The organism is Dictyobacter vulcani, assembly GCF_008974265.1.
GTDB classification, from domain to species: domain Bacteria; phylum Chloroflexota; class Ktedonobacteria; order Ktedonobacterales; family Ktedonobacteraceae; genus Dictyobacter; species Dictyobacter vulcani.
The window spans coordinates 867,081-886,802 of sequence record NZ_BKZW01000002.1 but is presented as its reverse complement, the minus strand read 5'-3'; the positions used below and the strand labels follow the sequence as shown (position 1 = coordinate 886,802).

General features: G+C 53.9%; 2 protein-coding genes and 2 pseudogenes. All 4 read right to left on the bottom strand.

The window, feature by feature from the left end:
* Nucleotides 1-415 precede the first annotated feature (415 nt).
* Nucleotides 416-9,481: pseudogene (locus tag KDW_RS36475) on the bottom strand (condensation domain-containing protein).
* A gap of 53 nt (nucleotides 9,482-9,534) precedes the next feature.
* Nucleotides 9,535-14,079, bottom strand: a pseudogene (locus KDW_RS36470) (amino acid adenylation domain-containing protein); the annotation flags it as partial.
* On the bottom strand, nucleotides 14,013-15,542 hold the full coding sequence (locus tag KDW_RS21190) for a condensation domain-containing protein (protein WP_151757945.1): 1,530 nt from the start codon (nucleotides 15,540-15,542) through the stop codon (nucleotides 14,013-14,015). The pseudogene KDW_RS36470 and the gene KDW_RS21190, both read right to left, overlap by 67 nt.
* Before the next feature lie 252 nt (nucleotides 15,543-15,794).
* Nucleotides 15,795-19,682: a type I polyketide synthase gene (locus tag KDW_RS21185; RefSeq protein ID WP_233097880.1), complete on the bottom strand. Its 3,888-nt coding sequence runs from the start codon at nucleotides 19,680-19,682 to the stop codon at nucleotides 15,795-15,797.
* Nucleotides 19,683-19,722: the final 40 nt, after the last annotated feature.

Sequence of the window (19,722 nt, the reverse complement as noted above, 5' to 3'; positions counted from 1 at the left end):
CGACGATGGCCGCCTATTCGACGTCGCTGACAAACCCACTTGCCAAGCATATCAAAAGCCGCGTCGACGATAAACAAGGAATCTTCCTCCGCCATAGAGGCGATCCCTATCCGATGACAGTTCCAATGCAGCCACAAGACTGCTGACTAACGTCCCGGCCAAAAAGAAATACTTCGCTAACTCCGCGATTTTACGCTGCGGAGCAAGGCATACAGCACTTTCCCTCTCAACAAAAAAGGGGACCCCAGGGTCGACTTCCCAGCAATATTGCGCCCTATTGCACTCCCATGGGCCCGCATAAAACCCCTCTGACCCTCATACAGTAGCCTCTTCAAGGCGAACGCTGCACCCGCCGATAAGCATCAATTAGTGGATACCGGTCTCTCAACGCAACACCAAACACCCCGTAGCCAGCCTAGCTGATTTCCAGGCTGGCCTCTCCTGAGTATGCTAACTCCGCGATTTTACGCTGCGGAGCGGCTACGATGTTCTCTAACAAGACCTGCAGGTGCTTGAGCATGTGCGCTATTGCATGGGCGCTAAAACGCCCTTGATCATACAGTACTTTCAAGGCGAGACGCTGACCTGGATAGGCAATCAATGTCAGTGGATACGTGGTCTGCTCACGCGAGGTAGCGGCTTGTATTTCCAGGCTGGCCTCTCCGCTATTGCCACTGCCAGTAATGGGATAGTTCTCAAAGACGAACAGGTGCTCAAACAGGGCTGTCCCACGAGGTAACTCGCTCCAATTCTGTACCTGGGACAGCGGACTATATTCATATTGCAGGAGTTCGGTTTGCTGGTCGCGCTGGGTGCGTAGCCATGTGGCAACGTCCTGTTCTGGCTCGATCTTGAAACGCGCGGGTAAGGTATTAATGAAGAGTCCCACCATGGACTCAATTCCTGCTACGTCTGCAGAGCGACCAGAGGCTGTGATGCCGAAAACAACATCTTGCTGTCGGCTATAGCTGGCGAGTAGGAGTGCCCAGGCTCCTTGCAAAAGATTATTCAGGGTCAGTTGCTGTTGTCTGGCCAGATCCTGGAGAGCCCGGGTCATTTCTGGCGCTACTTCATGGATCTGGTCCGCATAGTGGTTCGTGGCCGCGTTGCTGCCAGCATCAATACTTAACTGTGTTGGCGTACTGAACCCCTGCAGCGCTTGACGCCAGTAGGCCTCTACCTTTCCCGTGTCTTGCTGTTGCAACCACTGGATGTAATCCTGATAGGGACGTAAGGCTGGTAGCTGTATGTCCTGCTGATGTATATATGCTTCGTAGCAGTCAAAAACTTCTTTGAGCACGAGTGGCAGGCTCCAGCCATCTAATAATGTGTGATGGTGGCTCCATAAAAATTCATAGCAGTCATCCTCACAGCGTATCAGCGTCAGGCGCATCAGCGGCCCGTGCGCAAGATCAAAGCCTTGCGCGCGATCAGATGCCTGCAAGGCGGCGAGTTGCGCTTGCTGGACGACCGCAGGCGTATCCCGCCAATCGAGCAAGGTGAATGGCAAGGCAACTTGTTTATGGACCACCTGCATAGGCTCGTCCAGGCCATCCCAGACTAACACTGTCCTCAGAATGTCATGGCGCTTGATGATCTGTTGCCAGGCGGCGGTGAAGGCTGCTACATTCAGGTTGCCTTTGAAGCGGTAGCCAATCTGTACAATATAGTCACCACTATTGGGTGCGTAGAGTGCATGGAAAAGCATGCCTTGCTGCAAAGGTGTCAGTGGATAGACGGCGGCAATCTGCTGCTGATCAACCAGCACACGGTCAATCTGCTCCTGTGTCAGGTGGGCCAGCGGAAAGTCTGAAGGTGTATAGCCACCAGCCTCATCCGAGGTACAGTAGGCAATGAGCGTCCGTAGCTGCTGAATAAATTCCTGGGCCAGCCGTTGGATGGTTGCGTCTTCATGGATGTTCTGGCTATAGGTCCAACTCAAGTTTAGTTGTCCGTTGGTGATGCCACCATTGATATCTAAGAGATGCTGCCGGCTATTGAGTGCACTGGAATTAGGTCCGCTGGACTCGGATGCAGGCCAGAACAGGGCGTCTTCTAGCCGGGGCTGCTCAAATTGTCCCAGGTAGTTGAAGCTGATCTCTGCGTGCGGCAAGGCTTGCATCTGTGTCATCAGGGATACGTCATCACTCAGGTAGCGCAAGAGACCATAGCCGATGCCACGCTGTGGAAGCTTAAACAGTTGTTCTTTCACGCTTTTGAGCAGGGTATCTGGTCGCTCAGCATCTGCAACCTGCAGGAGTACCGGGTACATACTGGTGAACCAGCCAACGGTTGCTGAAAGATCGACGCCCTCCAGAATATCTTCACGACCATGACCTTCAAGGTTGATCAGGACCGCGCTTTCATGGCTCCAGGCAGCCAGTGTCTGTGCCAGCGCTGTCAACAGGACATCGTTGATCTGGGTGTGATACGCTTGCGGGACTGCGTAGAGTAAGGACTGCGTTTCTTCACGGCTTAAGCTCACCTCTATATTCCGCGTGGAGGCAACGGTATTTTCTCCTGTTGCTTTATCACGCGGCAAGGCTTTGAGTCCCTGACGCTCCTCGGCAAGCCAGTATGCTGCTTGTTCCAGCACTTGCGGGCGTCGCGCATACTCGCTCAATAACTTTGTCCAGGTCTGGTATGCAGTTGTTTTAGCTGGCAAGCTTACGGGTACGCCTGTCATCAACTGCTCACAGATGAGCTGTAGTTGCTCCAACAGGATGCGCCAGGAGACTCCGTCAATGACGAGGTGGTGAATGACGATCAATAAACGCGCTGGCTGTTCCTGACCCGGGTCAAAATATACCATCCGTACCAGTGGACCATTACTGAGATCCAGGCTCGCCTGCACTTCGGCTGCGGTACGCTCGATAGTAGTGCTCAGTTCAGTGACTGCCGTCGTTGAACAGTCAACCACCGTCAAAAGCTGGCTCTCGTCCAGTTCAGCCACTTGCTGTTGCCAGCCCACAGCTTCTTGAATGAAACGTAGACGCAGGGTCGCGTGGTGGGAGAACAAATGAGCAATGGCCTCTTTGAGCAGCGCTGGTTCTAACGTGCGCTTAACGTTTAACAGTACAGCTTGATTCCAGTGCTCTGGCCGCTCTAGCTGTTGTTCAAAGAACCAGTGCTGGATCGGTAACAACATGACTGGACCAACCAGGGCGTCTGCATCTGCATCAACCAGTGGTGCTGCGGTTTCAGCACGTACGACCATTGCCAACCCGGCAATAGTTGGATATTGGAAGAGTTGTTTTGGCGTTACATGCAGACCGGCCTGTTTGGCACGGGCCACGATTTGCAAACTCACAATCGAGTCGCCACCCAGGGCAAAGAAGTTGTCGTGGATACTCACCTGTTCCACGCGCAATACCTGCCTCCAGATCGCGGCCAATGTATGCTCAAGCGCTGTCTGTGGCTCGACAAAGCTCTTATGGCTCCGCAGCATCTGCTGCTCTGGCGTTGGCAATGCCTTGCGGTCAATTTTTCCGTTTGGTGTTAATGGCAGTGCGTCAATGGTCACAAAGAGTGCTGGCACCATATATTCAGGCACGTGTGTGAGCATATATTCACGCAGGACTTGCACATCGGGTAGCTCATGTCCTGGCGCTACGACGAGATAGACCAGCAGTCTTTTCAGGCTTTCTGCTTCGTGCACCATAACCACGGCATGTTGGATGGCGGCGTGTTGCTGCAAGACACTTTCAATCTCACCGAGTTCAATGCGGAAGCCACGAACCTTGACCTGCTGGTCAATACGCCCAAGGTATTCGATGCTGCGATCCGGACGGTAGCGGGCCAGGTCACCGGTGCGATACATACGCGCACCAGGCTCGCTACTGAAAGGATCGGCCACAAAGCGCTCGGCGGTCAGCTCTGGCCGCTGCAAGTAGCCACGCGCCAGTCCGCTCCCACTCAGATATAGTTCTCCGGCGATCCCCTGTGGGACTGGTTGCAGATAGCGATTCAAGAGATAGACCTGGGTATTGGCGACTGGCCGCCCAATGGTGACGACGGTGGGATCATCTTGCGCGACCGTAGTCCAGGTCGAGTAGGTGGTATCTTCGGTCGGACCATACAGATTGCGTACCTGCTTGACCGTTTCCTGCTGGTAGATCTGCTGGACAAGGTGCCGTTGCAGTGGCTCACCGGCCAGATTCACGATCTGGATCGAGGCGGGTAAGCCATTGCTACGCACCAGTTCGGCTATCGCAGAAGGCACGGTATTGATCAGGGTCACTTCTTCTCTGGCGTCAAGCTCTGACAATTGCAGCGCGTTGGCGGCCAGGATCACGCTGCCCCCCAACTGAGCGGCACAAAGATCTCAAACACTGAGAGGTCAAAGCAAATGGAGGTTGAGGCCAGCACACCTGCCAGCGCCTGCTGATCAAAGTGCTCATGGGCCCAGTGCAACAATGTCAGGGCACTGCGATGCGCGATACCCACGCCTTTGGGTTTGCCGGTCGAGCCTGAAGTATAGATCACATAGGCCAGATTATCGGCACAGGCGCTCACCGGCAGATTGTGCGGGCTTTCTTGCGCGATCTGCGACCAGTCGGTATCCAGGCAGACAAAGGTGGCTGGATGCTCCTGCATAGGCTCGATCAGGTGGGCCTGCGTGAGTACCACCGGCGCCTGCGTATCCTCTAAGGAGAACAGTAAGCGCTCCTGAGGATAGTTCGGATCAAGTGGGATGTAGGCTCCACCGGCTTTGAGGATACCCAGCATGCCCACGATCATTTCAACGCAGCGCTCCATGCACAGGCCCACCAGTGTTTCTGGCCCGACACCAAGCTTTTTGAGATAGTGGGCAACCTGATTGGCTCGACTATTCAATTCTGCATAGCTCAGACGCTGCTGCTCAAAAACCAGGGCGGTCCGGGCGGGTTGCTGCTTTACTTGTGCCTCAAACAATTGCTGTATGCTGCTCTCAGCTGGATAATCACGTTGTGTATCATTCCAGTTCACGATGAGTTCGTGTTGCTCGGCCTCATGCAACATACTCATACGCGCCAGGGGCATGTTTACCTTCGTTACCATCTGCTCTAACAGCGTATGCAAATGCTGGAGCAGGTGTTCGATGGCGCTGGCCTCGAAGCGGCTTTGATCAAAGAGGATCCGCAGTGATAGGGTTTGTCCTGGTTGGGCCAGCAACGTCAGTGGATAGTTGGTCTGCTCATGTGATTTGAGCCCTGCCAGTTGCAGGCTACTCTCAGTACTCCGGGTACTGGCATCAATCGGATAATTCTCAAAGACCAGCAAACTGTCAAACAGCGCGGTCCCTTGTGGAATATCGCTCCACGCCTGCACCTGAGCCAGAGGAGTATACTCATACTGGCGCAGTTCGCTCTGCTGTTCCTGAATGGCCTGCATCCAGTTCAACAACGAAACATCCGGGGCGATCTGCATACGTACTGGTAAGGTATTGATAAACAGGCCGACCATCGTCTCGATATTCTGGACATCCGCCGGGCGTCCGGAAACGGTGGCGCCAAAGACGATATCGTCCTGACCGCTATACTGGCTTAAGACCAGGGCCCAGGCTCCTTGAATGAGGGTATTGAGCGTGAGTTGATGTTGGCGAGCCAGCGTGTTGAGCAGGTGGACGGTTTCTGCGCCAACCTCTCTGGCTCGCTCACGATACATCCGTGGCTGCTCTGAGACGGCCACCCGATCAATGCCCAGTTGTGTCGGTGTGCTGAAGCCCTGTAATGTCTTGCGCCAGCAGGTCTCGGCCTGCTGCATATCTTGTTGCAACCACCACTTTATGTACTCTTCATATGGACGGATGGAGGCCAGACGCGGTGCGTTCTTCTGACAGAGGGCTTCATAGCTCTCAAATACGTCTTTGAGCACGATCGGTAAGCTCCAGCCATCCAACAGGATGTGATGATAGCTCCAGATGAATTTGTAGCTGTCGTCGCTGAAACGGATCAAGGCCAGACGGAGCAGGGGAGCCTGCGAGAGTACAAAGCCTGTGCTACGATCAGTCTGCAGATAGGCGCTGAGCCGCTCCTCTTGTTCGCCTGGCGCGACATCACACCAATCAAGCTCGACAAATGGCACCCTGACCTGGCGACGCACGACTTGTAATGGCTCGGCCACGTTGTCCATTAAGAAGGCTGTGCGTAAGATGGGATGATGGTTGACGACCAGTTGCCAGGCCTGTTCCAGCGCGGCTACATCACAGTGGCCTTTGAAGGTAAACTCGCTTTGCACGATGTAGTCACCACTATCAGGAGCGTACAGCGTATGAAAAAGCAGTCCTTTTTGTAATGGTGAGAGTGGATAGAGGCTCTCGACCAGGCGATCTGTCCCAAGCAGTGTATCAAGCTGCTCTTGCGAGAGGGGCGCCAATGGGAAGTCAGATGGCGTGTAGCCACCAACCTCTGGTAATTGACAATGGGCGATCAGGTCTCTCAGTGCCTGCATGACGTTTTCCGCCAATGCCTGCATGCTCTCGACTTTATGCACATTCTGGCTATAGGTCCAGGTCATTTGTAGCTGGCCACCACTCACGCTGCCATTAATATCTAGCAGGTGTGCTCGCTTTGCCTGCGCACTTATGACCGCGCCACTCGCTTCAGAGGCCGGAGCAAAGAAGGTGCTCTCATTGCTGTCCTGGTCAAATTGTCCCAGGTAGTTGAAGCTGATCTGGGCGGTAGGCAGAGCACGCATACTCTCAACAACCTCTGGATCCAGGTGCAGATAGCGCAAGAGTCCATAGCCAATACCATGCTGTGGCACCTGCCGCAGTTGTTCTTTCACGGCTTTCAGCATCTCATCCAGTCTGCTCGGCTGCTCTAGCTGTAAAAAGAGTGGGAAGAGCGTGGTAAACCAACCAACGCTGCGCGATAGGTCAACATCAGCAAACAGGTCTTCACGTCCATGCCCTTCCAGGTTTATCAGCAGTGTATTCTGACCGCTCCAACTAGCATAGCCAAGTAGGACGGCCGCCAATAGGAGGTCGTTGATCTGGGTACGATAGGCCTGTGGAACTACGTGGAGTAACGCCTGTGTCTCTTCTGCGCTCAGTGCCAGGGTAACCAGTCTGGCCGAGGCTACTGTGTTCTCGCCCGCTAGATCGTCAACTGGCATCTGCGCCTGTGGTTTGTCGGCCAGGCTCTGCCAGTAGGCGATCTCTGCGCGCGGCTCTTCTGATTGGGCGTATTCCTGTAGCAGGTATGACCAATGCTGAAATGAGGTTGTTTTAGCAGACAGGCTGGCCACCTGGCCGGCAAACAATTGTTGATAGCTGGCCTGCAGGTCTGCCAGTAAGATGCGCCAGGAAACTCCGTCGACGACCAGATGATGAATGACGATCAGCAAACGTCCAGCTTTACCGGCACCCAGATCAAAATAGACGACCCGTAGCAGGGGTCCAGTCGCGAGCTTAAGGCTGGCCTGTACCTCACGTGCCTGCTTCTCAATTGCCGCCCGCTGCTCATCTTCCGTGTTGGCCGCCAGATCAATAAAAGCAAATGGCACGCTGCTATCCCAGGCCGCATTGTCTTGATGCCAACCTGTCTCTTCAAGTGTAAAGCGCATGCGTAAAGCGTCATGATGCTGCAAGAGCTGTGCGACCGTGTTTTCAAGCACGCTCGGACTCAGGTTCTCTGCTACACTCAGCAGTACGGCCTGGTTCCAATGATGGTTCTCAGCAATTTCTTGCTCGAAGAACCAGTGCTGGATGGGGGTTAACGGCACCTGGCCGCTGACCATTTCTTGTTCCGCATCGATCACTGTGGATGTGGTGTCAATCGCTACGACACTTGCTTGCTCGGCCAGCGTTGGATGTTGGAAGATATGCCGTGGTGAAAGCTGCATACCTGCCTGCCTGGCCCGTGAAACGATCTGTAAACTGAGAATAGAGTCGCCGCCAAGGGTGAAAAAGTTATCGTGCAGTCCTATCGGCTGAACACCTAACACTTGCTCCCAGATTGCTGTGAGTAAGCGTTCGGTCTCTGTACGTGGTCCGCTCGCTACATCTTTACGCTCTGCTAACACGGTATTGGGCGCAGGTAGTGCCTTACGGTCAACTTTCCCATTTGGCGTGAGCGGCAAGGCTGCCATGAACACAAAGACGACCGGGATCATATGCTCTGGCAGGTGCTCCTGCAGATAGCTGCGTAGCTCGGCCGCCGTCAGGTCTTTGTGTGCCGCTACGATATAGGCTACCAGTTGCTTGATGCCTGGCGTATCCTCACGTACGACCACAACGGTCTCTTGCAGCGCTGGATGGCTCAATAGTTTGTGTTCGACTTCACCCAGTTCGATCCGGAAACCGCGCACTTTGACCTGATGATCGATGCGCCCTATGTACTCCAGGACACCATCTTCCTGGTAGCGTACCAGGTCTCCGGTCTTGTAGAGGCGTGCCCCTGGCTCGGTGCTAAAAGGATGCGCAATAAAGCGTTCCGCGACCAGGTCTCCACGCTGCAAATAGCCACGGGCCAATCCTGGACCTGCCAGATATAATTCACCGGCCACGCCCAACGGGACCAGCCGCAGATGCTGATCCAGTACATACGCTTGCTTGTTGGGGAGTGGATAGCCAATCGGTACAATCGCACCCTCGGCTGACGCTAACCTGATGCCCGTTGAATAGGTGGTGTCTTCGGTCGGACCATACAGGTTATAGACATGCTGAATGTGCTCTAATGCGTAGAGTTGCTGCACCAGTCGCCGTGGCAGTGGCTCACCGGCCAGGTTGACGACACGCACTGAGCTCGGCACCTGTCCGACCCGCACCAGCTCATTCATAGCCGAGGGCACGGTATTGATCAGGGTGACTTCCTGCGCGGCTGCCAGCTGCGGCAATTGCAGGGCGTTATCCGCGACAATCACCGTTCCGCCCCAGCTTAGGGGCACAAATATTTCATAGATCGATAAGTCAAAACAGATCGAGGTCGCCGCTAAGACCCCGGCCAGGTCCGTGGCTGTGTATTGGTCACGTGCCCAGTACAGTAAGCCGAGGGTACTGCGATGCGCGATCGCGACGCCTTTGGGAACTCCTGTCGAGCCCGAGGTATAGATCACATAGGCCAGGTGCTCTGCGCTCACCGTGGTCGTGGGTGCCTCAATGCGTTCCTGCTCAATCGTCGGCCAATCCGTATCCAGACAGATGATGTGTCCGCCATAGGCTGGTAGACGCTGCGTCAGCGCGGCCTGCGTCAACAGTATCGGTGCCTGAGTATCCTGCAGCGAGAAGGTCAGGCGCTCCTGCGGATAGTTTGGATCAAGCGGAACATAGGCTCCGCCGGCTTTGAGGATACCCAGTATACCCACGATCATGTCAACTGAGCGCTCCATACACACGCCGACCAATACATCGGGTCCAACGCCTTGCTTGCATAGATACTGCGCGACTTGATTGGCTCGACGATTAAGCTGCTCATAGCTTACGCGCTCGGTCCCCACAATTAAGGCCGTCGCCAGTGGTGTGCGCTGCGCCTGTGCCGCGAAAAGGTCGTGGATACATAACGCACTGTTCTGGCTAACCGGCCCTGACTCCATAGACTGTTGAAGCTCAAGTGCTGACAGCATGGGGAGCGACACGATGGTTTGCTCAATGTTATTGGCGATGCCTGTCAGCAATGTGACAAAGTGCTTGAGCAGGCGGTTAATGGACGCGGCATCAAAGATCGCTGGATCGTAGTGGGCGTCGAAGGTCAATGCTTGACCGGGTAGGGCGTAGAGTGTGAGTGGATACTCGGTCTGCTCTTTGGACTGCACCGCTTCGATGCTCAATTCTTGCTGCTCTGAGCTCTGCTCACTGGCGCTCAGTGGATAGTTCTCAAAGACGAATAAGGTGTCGAAAAGCGCGGTACCACCGGCAAGCTCACTCCAGTTTTGGATCTTTGCCAGTGAGCTATACTCATACTGGCGCATCTTACTCTGTAGTTCCTGTAGACTCTGTAGCCAGGAAAACAGTGTCTTTTCGGGTGACACCTGTATGCGCACGGGTAAGGTGTTGATGAACAGACCAATCATCGCTTCGATGCCGATGATTTCTGCCGGTCGACCGGAGACGGTGGTGCCGAAGACAATGTCATCTTGCCCGGTATAGCGACTCAACAGGATCGCCCAGGCGCCTTGTACCAGTGTGTTCAGCGTCAATTCGTGCTGGCGTGCCACTTGTTGCAGCGTGTGCGTCATCTCTTCTGAGAGCGCTACTTGTTGCTCGGCTTGCTGGCTCTGCTCGGCCTGCTCTTTTTTGACCAGAGCAGATCCAAGCAGGGTTGGCGTACTAAAGCCGTGCAACAACTGCCGCCAGAAAGCCTCGGCTTGCTGCATATCCTGGCGCAGCCACCACGAAATATAATCCTCGTATGCTCGCACCCGCTCCAGTTGTGGCGTACGCTTCTGGCTCAGGGCTCTGTAACTGTCAAAGACTTGCTTCAGGATCAGTGGTAGGCTCCAGCCATCCAGCAGAATATGGTGATGTGTCCAGAAAAATTCATAGCGGTCCTCAGCCAGTTGAATGACTGTAAAGCGCATCAACGGGGCTTGTGAGGGATCAAAGCCTTGCAATCGATCCTCTTGTAGCAGGGTCTTTAAGCGCTCTTGCTGCTCCGCGCTGGAAAGGTTATGCCAATCAAGCTGCGTGACTGGTAAGCTTATCTGCTGACGCACCATCTGCACAGGTTCATCCAGTCCATCCCATAGAAACGCTGTACGCAGGATTGGATGTTGATTGACGACATGCTGCCAGGACTGCAGTAAGGCTGCTATGTCTAGCTGACCTTTAAAGCTATAGCCGATCTGCACAATATAATCGCCCTGCCCGCCTGCATAGATTGATTGGAAGAGCAGGCCTTGCTGCATCGGGACAAGGGGATAGATGTTTTCTACGCGTCGATCGCTGCCCAGCATATGATCAATCTGGCTCTGGGTCAGGTGGGCCAGTGCAAAGTCTGAGGGTGTGTAGCCACCACTATCGGCTCGACGACAATGGTTGATCAGTTCGCTTAACACCTTGATGTAATTATTGGCCAGCGCAATGACTGTTTCACTGGCGTGGAAATTTTCACTATAGGACCAACTCATCTGTAGCTGTCCACCTGCAATGCTGCCGTTGATTCCTAGCAGGTGCGCGCGTGCTCCAAGCGGATGATGCGGGTTGCCACTGGCTTCTGAGGCTGGTCCAAACAGGCCACTCTCTCTGGCTGCGCTGTCAAACTGACCCAGGTAATTGAAGCTAATTTCGGGGGTTGGCACGCTACGCATCTGTTCGGCCACCGTCTCGTCTTCACACAGATAGCGTAACAGGCCATAACCAATGCCGCGCTGCGGTACCTGCCGCAACTGCTCTTTAATACTCTTCAGTAAGTGCTCCGCTCCCCACTGCCCATTCACGCTTAATGCGACTGGATAAATGCTGGTAAACCAGCCCACGGTCCGCGAGAGGTCTACTCCTGCCAGAATATCTTCACGGCCATGGCCTTCAAGATCAAGCAAGATTGAGTCAGTTCCACACCATGCTGTTAGTACCTGTGCCAGCGCCGCCAGGAGGACATCATTGATCTGTGTACGGTATGCCGATGGCACGTCGTGGAGCAGCGCGGTGGTAGCCTCGGCATCCAGTGTAACGGTATGCGTATGGCTGGAAATAACGCTATTCTCTCCACCCGCATAATCCAGCGGCATTTTTGCATTATTTTGCTCTAGCTGAGCCAGCCAGAAAGGCACCTCGGCCTGTAATTCAGCGGTTTGCGCATAGGCCGCCAGGCGCTGCGCCCACTCTTGAAAAGAGGTGGTCTTCAATGGCAATTGTATATCCCGCCCCTGAGACAACTGCTCGTAGAGGGTATTCAGGTCGGTAAGCAAGATACGCCAGGAAACGCCGTCAACGATCAGGTGATGCAGGATGAGCAGTAATCGGCCTTCCTCATCTTCACCCTGATCAAAATACAGCACACGCAACAATGGCCCTGCGGTCAAATCCAGCGAGGCCTGAGCTTCCTGCGCTAACTCTTCAATCGCGGCTGTACGTTCAGCAACCGGCATATGCGCAAGATGAACCACTGTAATCGTGGTGCTCTCCTCGCTATCAGCGTTATATTGACGCCAGCCTGCTTTTTCATAGACAAAACGGAGACGCAGAGCATCGTGATGTACGCAGAGCGCATCCACTGCGGCTTGCAAAATTTCAGGCTTTAACGCCTGCGTGGTACTTAGCAGCAGGGCCTGGTTCCAATGGTGAGGAGACATAATCTTCTGGTCAAAGAACCAGCGTTGCACCGGGGTTAAGACAACGTCGCCAAGTATGGTGCGCTGCTCCACGTCCAGGCCAGTTCCTGTGTCGCTAATCTCGACAATCGCGGCTAAGCCAGCAACGGTAGGATACTGGAAGAGTTGCCGTGGCGCGAGCCGCAAACCGGCTTGATTGGCTCGGGCAATGATTTGCAGGCTTAAAATCGAGTCACCACCCAGAGCAAAGAAATTATCATGCACGCTGACTTTTTCCAGGCCTAATACCTGACACCAGATGTCAGATAAAATACGCTCTGTCGGTGTGCGCGGCGCGATATACTCTTGCTCAGATTGGGTGTAGTCTGGTGATGGCAGCGCTCGGCGATCAACTTTGCCGTTTGGCGTTAACGGCAATGCTGCCAGGTAGACAAATGCTGCTGGGAGCATGTAATCCGGTAGTCGCTCTTGCAAAAATTGGCGTAAGGCACTGGCAGCGACCTGCTCGTCAGCGCTGGCTACCAGATAAGCCACCAGCCGTTTACTGCTTTGTTCTTCATTCAGGACCACAGTCGCGTCCTGAATAGCAGGATGTTGTAGGAGGACGTTTTCTATTTCGCTCAGTTCGATACGGAAACCACGCACTTTTACCTGTTGATCACGGCGCCCAATGAATTCAATGTTCCCGTCTGGCAAATAGCGGACCAGGTCACCTGTATTATAGAGCCGCTCACCAGGCTGATCACTGAACGGATGGGGGATAAAATATTCTGCCGTCAGCTCTGGACGCTTGAGATAGCCACGCGCCAGGCCGGCGCCACCGGTATAGAGGGTGCCGGCGACACCTATCGGCACTGGTTGCAAATAGGCATCGAGGATATAGACACTACTATTGTTAATCGGTACGCCTATCGGCACGGTTCCCTGTACTTGCTCAACCGTATGCATGCGATAGCAGCAGGTAAAGGTCGTGTTCTCGGTTGGTCCATAGCCATTGATCAAGCAGGTTTGCCAACCTTGCTCCAATAACTTGCGTACCTGCTGCACTGCCAGCACATCACCGCCTGCTAACAACTGGCGTACACTCTGAAGAGCTGTTAGCTGATGCTCAACCATCTGGTGAAACAGGCCGGCGGTCAACCAGAGTATGCTGACCTGGTGCTGCTGTAAGACCTGGCCCAGTTCTTCCAGGGATGGGATATAGGGTGGAAAGATGACCAGCTGCGCTCCATTTAACAAGCTGCCCCATAGTTCCAGCGTTGAGGCGTCAAAGGAGATTGGTGCGAATTGTAGAAAGATGTCCTGGTCGCTAAATTCGGCAAAGTTTGTTTCTTTGACCAGTCGCACAACGGCACGATGGGGTACACTCGTGCCTTTGGGGATACCAGTCGAACCGGATGTATACATGACGTATGCCAGGTTTCCGGCTGCCGTTAGATTGTCTGGATTCTGCTCACTTTGCGTTGCCAGCGTCTCTGTCAGTTCGTCAAGGCAGAGTAGCTGCCCACTATATGCTGGTAGCTCCTGGACAAAAGGCCGCAATGTCAGCAGGACTGCTACATCGGCGTCCTGCAGCATAAAGGCCAGCCGGTCTTTAGGATATGTAGGATCAAGGGGCACGTAGGCTCCGCCGGCTTTGAGGATACCCAGTAAGCTCACCACCATCTCTAGCGAGCGCTCGATACATAGGGCCACCAGTGTGTCAGGACCTACCCCAAGGCTGCGTAGATAGTGCGCAACCTGGTTAGCGCGACGGTTTAATTCGGCGTAGCTTAAGCTTTGAGCGTCAAAAACCAGCGCCGTCGCCTGCGGGTCCCGCGTTACCTGTTCCGCAAAAAGCTCATGAATAGTAGCTTGCCGGGATAGGGGGTCCAGGTCGCATTCCATTGCGTCAGTAACAGGTCCTGCTCAGCCCGGGTCGTCATCGCTAGCGCTGCAATTGGCTCATGCGGCCGGGCCAGCATATTTTCCAGTAACAACTGAAAATGCGTGAGCATACGCTGGATAGTTGCCTGCTCATATAAATCAGTATTATACTCCAGGACACCGCTCAATCCCTGTTCGGATTCTATCATCACTAACGTCAGATCAAATTTGGCGCTTTTATTCTCAAGCTGTAGGGGATAGAGCGTGAGATTGGCCAGATCCATCCTGGGCATGGGCATGTTTTGTAAGACGAACATGACTTGAAAGATCGGGGTGCGACTAGGATCACGCTCTGCCTGCAGGTTGTCTACGATCTGCTCAAATGGTAAATCCTGCGCAGCGTAGGCATTCAAGGCAACTTCACGCACACGTTTGACCAGTAGACTAAAACTGGGATCGCCCGCTAAATCTGTGCGCATCACCAGCGTATTGATAAAGAGCCCGATTAAACCTTCAATCTCGGGTAGCTCACGGTTAGCAATTGGCGTTCCAACTGCGATGTCGTCCTGGGCACTATAGCGGAACAGCAATGCCTGGAAAGCTGCCAGCAGGACCATAAAGAGCGTTGCGTCTTCTTGCTGACAAAACTGCTTGATACGGTGCGTCAATTCGGCTGAGAAAGCAAATTTCTCTGCATCACCATTGAAGGTCTGAACGGGTGGACGCGGATGGTCAGTCGGCAGGTCGATACTGCCAGGCGAACCTTTCAACTGCTCATGCCAATAGGCCAGCAAGCTATCCAGATGCTCTCCCTGAAGTTGCTCACGTTGCCAGAGCACATAGTCTAAATATTGTACCGGCAGTTCCGGCAGTGGCGCTGGCTTGTTCTCGACAAACGCCGCATAGAGTTGGGTTAACTCGTGTGTGAAAACACCAAGCGACCAGCCATCAGCGATAATATGGTGGAGCACGAGCACCAATATATGCTCTTCCGAGCTCAATTTCAGTAAAGTCACGCGTAGCAGGGGTCCGGTGAGCAAGTTGAACGGCTGCTGCGCTTCGAGCGTTACCAGGCGTAGCGCCTCAGCCTCCTTCTCAGCGGCCGCTAGATGTTGCAGGTCCTGCTCATTGACTGGCGCCTGCCACGCGGGCTCAATACTATGGGTGACTTCTCCATTGAATACATGAAAGTGAGTGCGCAAAAGCTCGTGACGATTGGCGATTTCTTGAATGCTTTGCTTTAATGCCTCTACGTGAAGAACTCCAACTAGTTTTAAGGCGCTAGCAATATTGTAGGAGGCGTTGCCTGGCTCAAGTTGATCAAGAAACCATAGTCTCTGTTGAGCAAAAGAAAGAGCTACATTTTCGCTTTCCTTCCTGGGGACAATGGTTGATTCCTCAGGAAAGAGAAGCTCCTCTTGCTCAAGCAAGAGTTGTAACAGTTCCTCTTGATCATCTGAAAAAGCTATCTCGTCTCGCTTCATAGTCAACAGTACTCATCTCTCTTTATAGTGCTCGACATATATATTACTTTGTCAAACTTCGTTTGATGGGTTTTTCGCCCGCTACGCGGGCGGTATGGGGGAGATGCCGGGGGCACAGCCCCCGATCCCCAGTCAAGGGGCTGGCCGCTTGATCATGCCCCCGGCATGCTCGCTAGCATCCCGCCTTCCCATCAAATGGTGTCTGACAGACTAATAGGGTGTCTGGAACATGGCATGCTGCGCGATTCATGCTCACTCGCTTGCGTCATCTTCGGTCAGGACCATGTTGAGCATGGCTTCAATTTCTGCGTCTGAAAGCTGGTCCATATCGGTTAACATGTGGTCATATTCATTCTCTTGCACACGCTCAACTTTGCGAATAGCTGAGACCGCTGGCTCCAATGCTTCACTCTGGCTTTGTACAATGGTTTGCGCCAGTTCGGCGATGGTAGAGGCTCCAAATAAGGCGCGTACTGTCAATTCGACGTTGAAGGTTTCTCTTACCCGTGACATCACTTTTGTCGCGAGCAGTGAATGTCCTCCCAGGTCGAAGAAGTTGTCATGTATTCCGATCGCGTCAATACCTAACAGGTTTTGCCAGATTGCCGCTAATTTTTGTTCGCTTTCTGTCTGCGGCGCGACATAGCTTGTGACCAGATCTGGTCGCAGGTGGAGCGAGAGGCCTGTACTGGCTGACTCCTGCGTGAGCAGGTTGTCAGCTGTATACGCTTGCACACGCTCAAACTGCGCTGCAATCTCGCGCGTGGAGATTAAGATCTGCTCAAATCCTGTACAGAGAGCCTGGCGTAGCGCCTGGTATCCTTCCGTCGGTCGAATGCCCTGGCTCAGTCGCTCTTCAGCGCGTTCGTCGACGATGGCTGCCTTTGCGCTGTTGACGGCCATACCGACTTCTTGCCAGACATCCCAGTTCAGGGCGATGGTTTTTATCGCTGTATATTTATTGTTGTGGTAGGCCAGTGCATCCATGAATGCATTGGCGGCACAGTAGTCGACCTGACCCAGGCTTCCCAGAATAGCGGTTAGCGAGGAGAAGAGTGCCAGGAAGTCGAGGTCCCCTGCTTTAAAGAGCTCATTGAGGACCAGGGCGCCTTTCACTTTCGGGGCCAGAATCTCTTCAACGGCTTCCCGCGTCTTGAGTTGCATTAATCCACCGGCAGGAACACCAGCGGCATGCAGCACGCCATTGATGGTTCCAAAGTGGGCTGTGGCTTGCTCGATCACAGCTTGCATTTGCTGTTGATCGGTAATATCTGCCTGGTAGATCTGTACCTGCCCGCCTGCTGCTTCAATCGACTGCAAGGTATGGATCTTCTGGCTGGTGGCATCATGCTCTTCGTGCTCGCTGAGCCAGCCGGCCCATTCCTGACGGGCGGGGAAGGTGCTGCGCCCAACCAGGATCAGGCGCGCCTGCACTTCTTGCGCCAGATATTCGGCCAGACTTAAACCAATACCGCCCATACCTCCGGTAATCAAGTAGACGCCGTCAGGACGTAATGGTGAGCTCTCTCTATATGCTTTGAGGTCTGCTGCCTCAAAGCTTTGGATCCAACGCCGTGCGCCTCGATAGGCGATACTTGTGTTCTTCTCCTGGATCGGCTGCACGATTTCGTTAAAGAGCAGTTCCAGCGCGTTCTTTCTTTGATGTTTCCATGTTTCGGTGAGCACCAGGTCAATATGCTGGCAGGTGATAAAAGCGTATTCCAGCGGCATGACTTTACAGGGACCTAACACGGTCACTTTTTCGGGTGCCAGTTCTTCGGTTCCACTCACGCTACACACGTTATTGGTGACGACATACAAACGCAGCGGCTTCGTGGTGTTCTGTCGCTCCAGAGCCTGGGCCAGGAATAATAAGCTGTAGAGTCCTGTATCCAGGCTGCTCTCTAGCCTTTTTTCCAGCGGCAAGGTCTGCTCATCCACGGTGATCAGGCCCGTATGAATTATCTGGTCAGGCAGAAGATTGTGGGTCCACAGGGCTGTCAGTAATGCGTCGAAATCTTCGCTGCGTTGTGGGTTGATGACATATTCATAGGCGCTGATCTGGGTGAAGTCAGTGCCAAACGTCACGCTGACGACTTCCTGCTCAACCTGCTTCAGACGAGCAACCAGGCCCGTTCCAACGCCAAAGGTATCAACAAAGAGTAACCAGTTAGATTTTTGTCCGCTTAAGACAGTGGCTGCTGGTACTGTTGGCAGCACGGTCTGCTTCCAGAGCAGTACATAGTACCAGTCATCAAGTCCTTTGCGGCTCTCGACTGGACGCTGGATAGGATTGAAGTGCAGTAGCGAGTTTGCTCCTGCCTCGATCCAGAAACGCTGACGCTCAAATGGATAGGTGGGCAATGGTATGCGCGAAAACTGGTTTGTATGATGGGTGGCGGACCAATCAATGGAAACTCCACTCAACCACAGGCGGCTAGAGGCTTGCAGTAACATCTGACGATCCGACTGCGACTCGTTGGCGGCACGCAGTGTGGCAATGACTGGTCGAGCCGGCGGTGTGACTGCTTGCTGCTTCAATAGCCGACTTAAGGTCTGACCAGGACCAACTTCCAGGAAGCCCAGGTCGGCTTCTTGCAATAATGCCTGTATGCCATCCGCAAAGCGGACCGCTTGCCGCAGGTGCTGGACCCAGTAACCAGGATCGGTGGCCTGTGCGGCGCTGATCCAGGTTCCACTCAGGTTCGAGATGTAGCGTATTTGAGGCGCATGCAGTTGGATGCGCGCTACTTCTGAACCAAACACACCGAGAATCGGATCCATCATCTGTGAATGGAAGGCGTGTGAGGTGTGCAGGCGGCGGTTATCAATGCCTCTGGCGTTGAGTTGTTCTATGAGTTGCTCGATATCTGCTTTCGTACCAGAAACCACACATTGTTCCGGTGCATTGATCGCGGCTAGCGAGAGCGATGCACCCAGCAATGGACGTAGTTCAAGCTCTGCCAGCGATACCGCTAACATAGCGCCCGCTGGTAGCAGTTGCATCAAGCGTCCACGAGTGGCGACCAGGGCTAATGCATCCTGCAGCGAGAAGACACCAGCCAGACATGCCGCGACATATTCACCAATACTATGCCCGATCATTGCCGTGGGCTGCACGCCCCGCGCTATCCATAACTGCGCCAGGGCATATTCGATGACAAACAGGGCCGGCTGTGTGAAGCGTGTCTGCGCTAATTGCGTCGTCGCCTCTTGCTCCTGCTGCTCCTGCGGATACAGGATAGAGCGCAGGTCTAAGTCGAGCAATGGCTTGAGTATTTCGGCACACTCGTCAAGCTGTGCTCGGAATACTGGCTCATGTTGATAGAGTTCCGCCGCCATGTTTATATACTGGGTCCCCTGGCCCGGGAACATAAAGGCTACCGGACGATTGCTTACGCCTGCTTCCATGTTGAAGATGCGTGCGGCATCTCTCGTGCGCAAAACTTCCAGGGCATCTGGCAAGTCCTGACAGATAATCACCCGGCGATTTTTAAAGGCTCGTCGTCCTACCTGCAGAGTATAGGCGACGTCGGCCAGGCTTAATTCTGCATGTTGTTGCAGATAGGTACTCATATTTTCTGTCGCTGTCTCCAGGGCGCTTGCGGTCCGGGCTGAGAGGATCAGCGCTTGCAAGGAAGGTTCAACCGTCTCGGTGACTGCAGCTGTGACCACTGGCGCTTCCTCAACAATGACATGGGCGTTGGTACCGCCGATACCAAACGAGCTGACACCAGCACGGCGCAAGCCACTCTGCGTTTCCCAGGGAGTTAGCTGTGTATTGACATGGAATGGGCTCTGCGCAAAATCGATCTTTGCGTTTGCTGCGACAAAATGTAGCGTTGGTGGCAGTTCTCTATGCTTCAGAGCCTGGACAGTTTTGATCAAGCCAGCGACTCCGGCCGCTGCATCGAGATGGCCAAGATTGGATTTAACAGAGCCGATGGCGCAATAATTTTTCTTGTCGGTATAGGTGCTATAGACCTGCGTCAAGGCGGTTATCTCAATCGGATCGCCCAGCGGGGTTGCGGTGCCATGGGCTTCTACATAGCTTATTTCCTCTGCGCTCAAGCCGGCGTTTTTCAAGGCTGTGTTAATCACTTCGGCCTGACCCTGAATGCTCGGTGCGGTATAGCCGATTTTTAATGAGCCATCGTTATTGATGGCCGATCCACGAATG

Coding starts and splice junctions, on each gene's coding strand:
- KDW_RS21190 (WP_151757945.1), bottom strand. CDS start 15,542: ATGAAGCGAGACGAGATAGCTTTTTCAGATGATCAAGAGGAACTGTTA.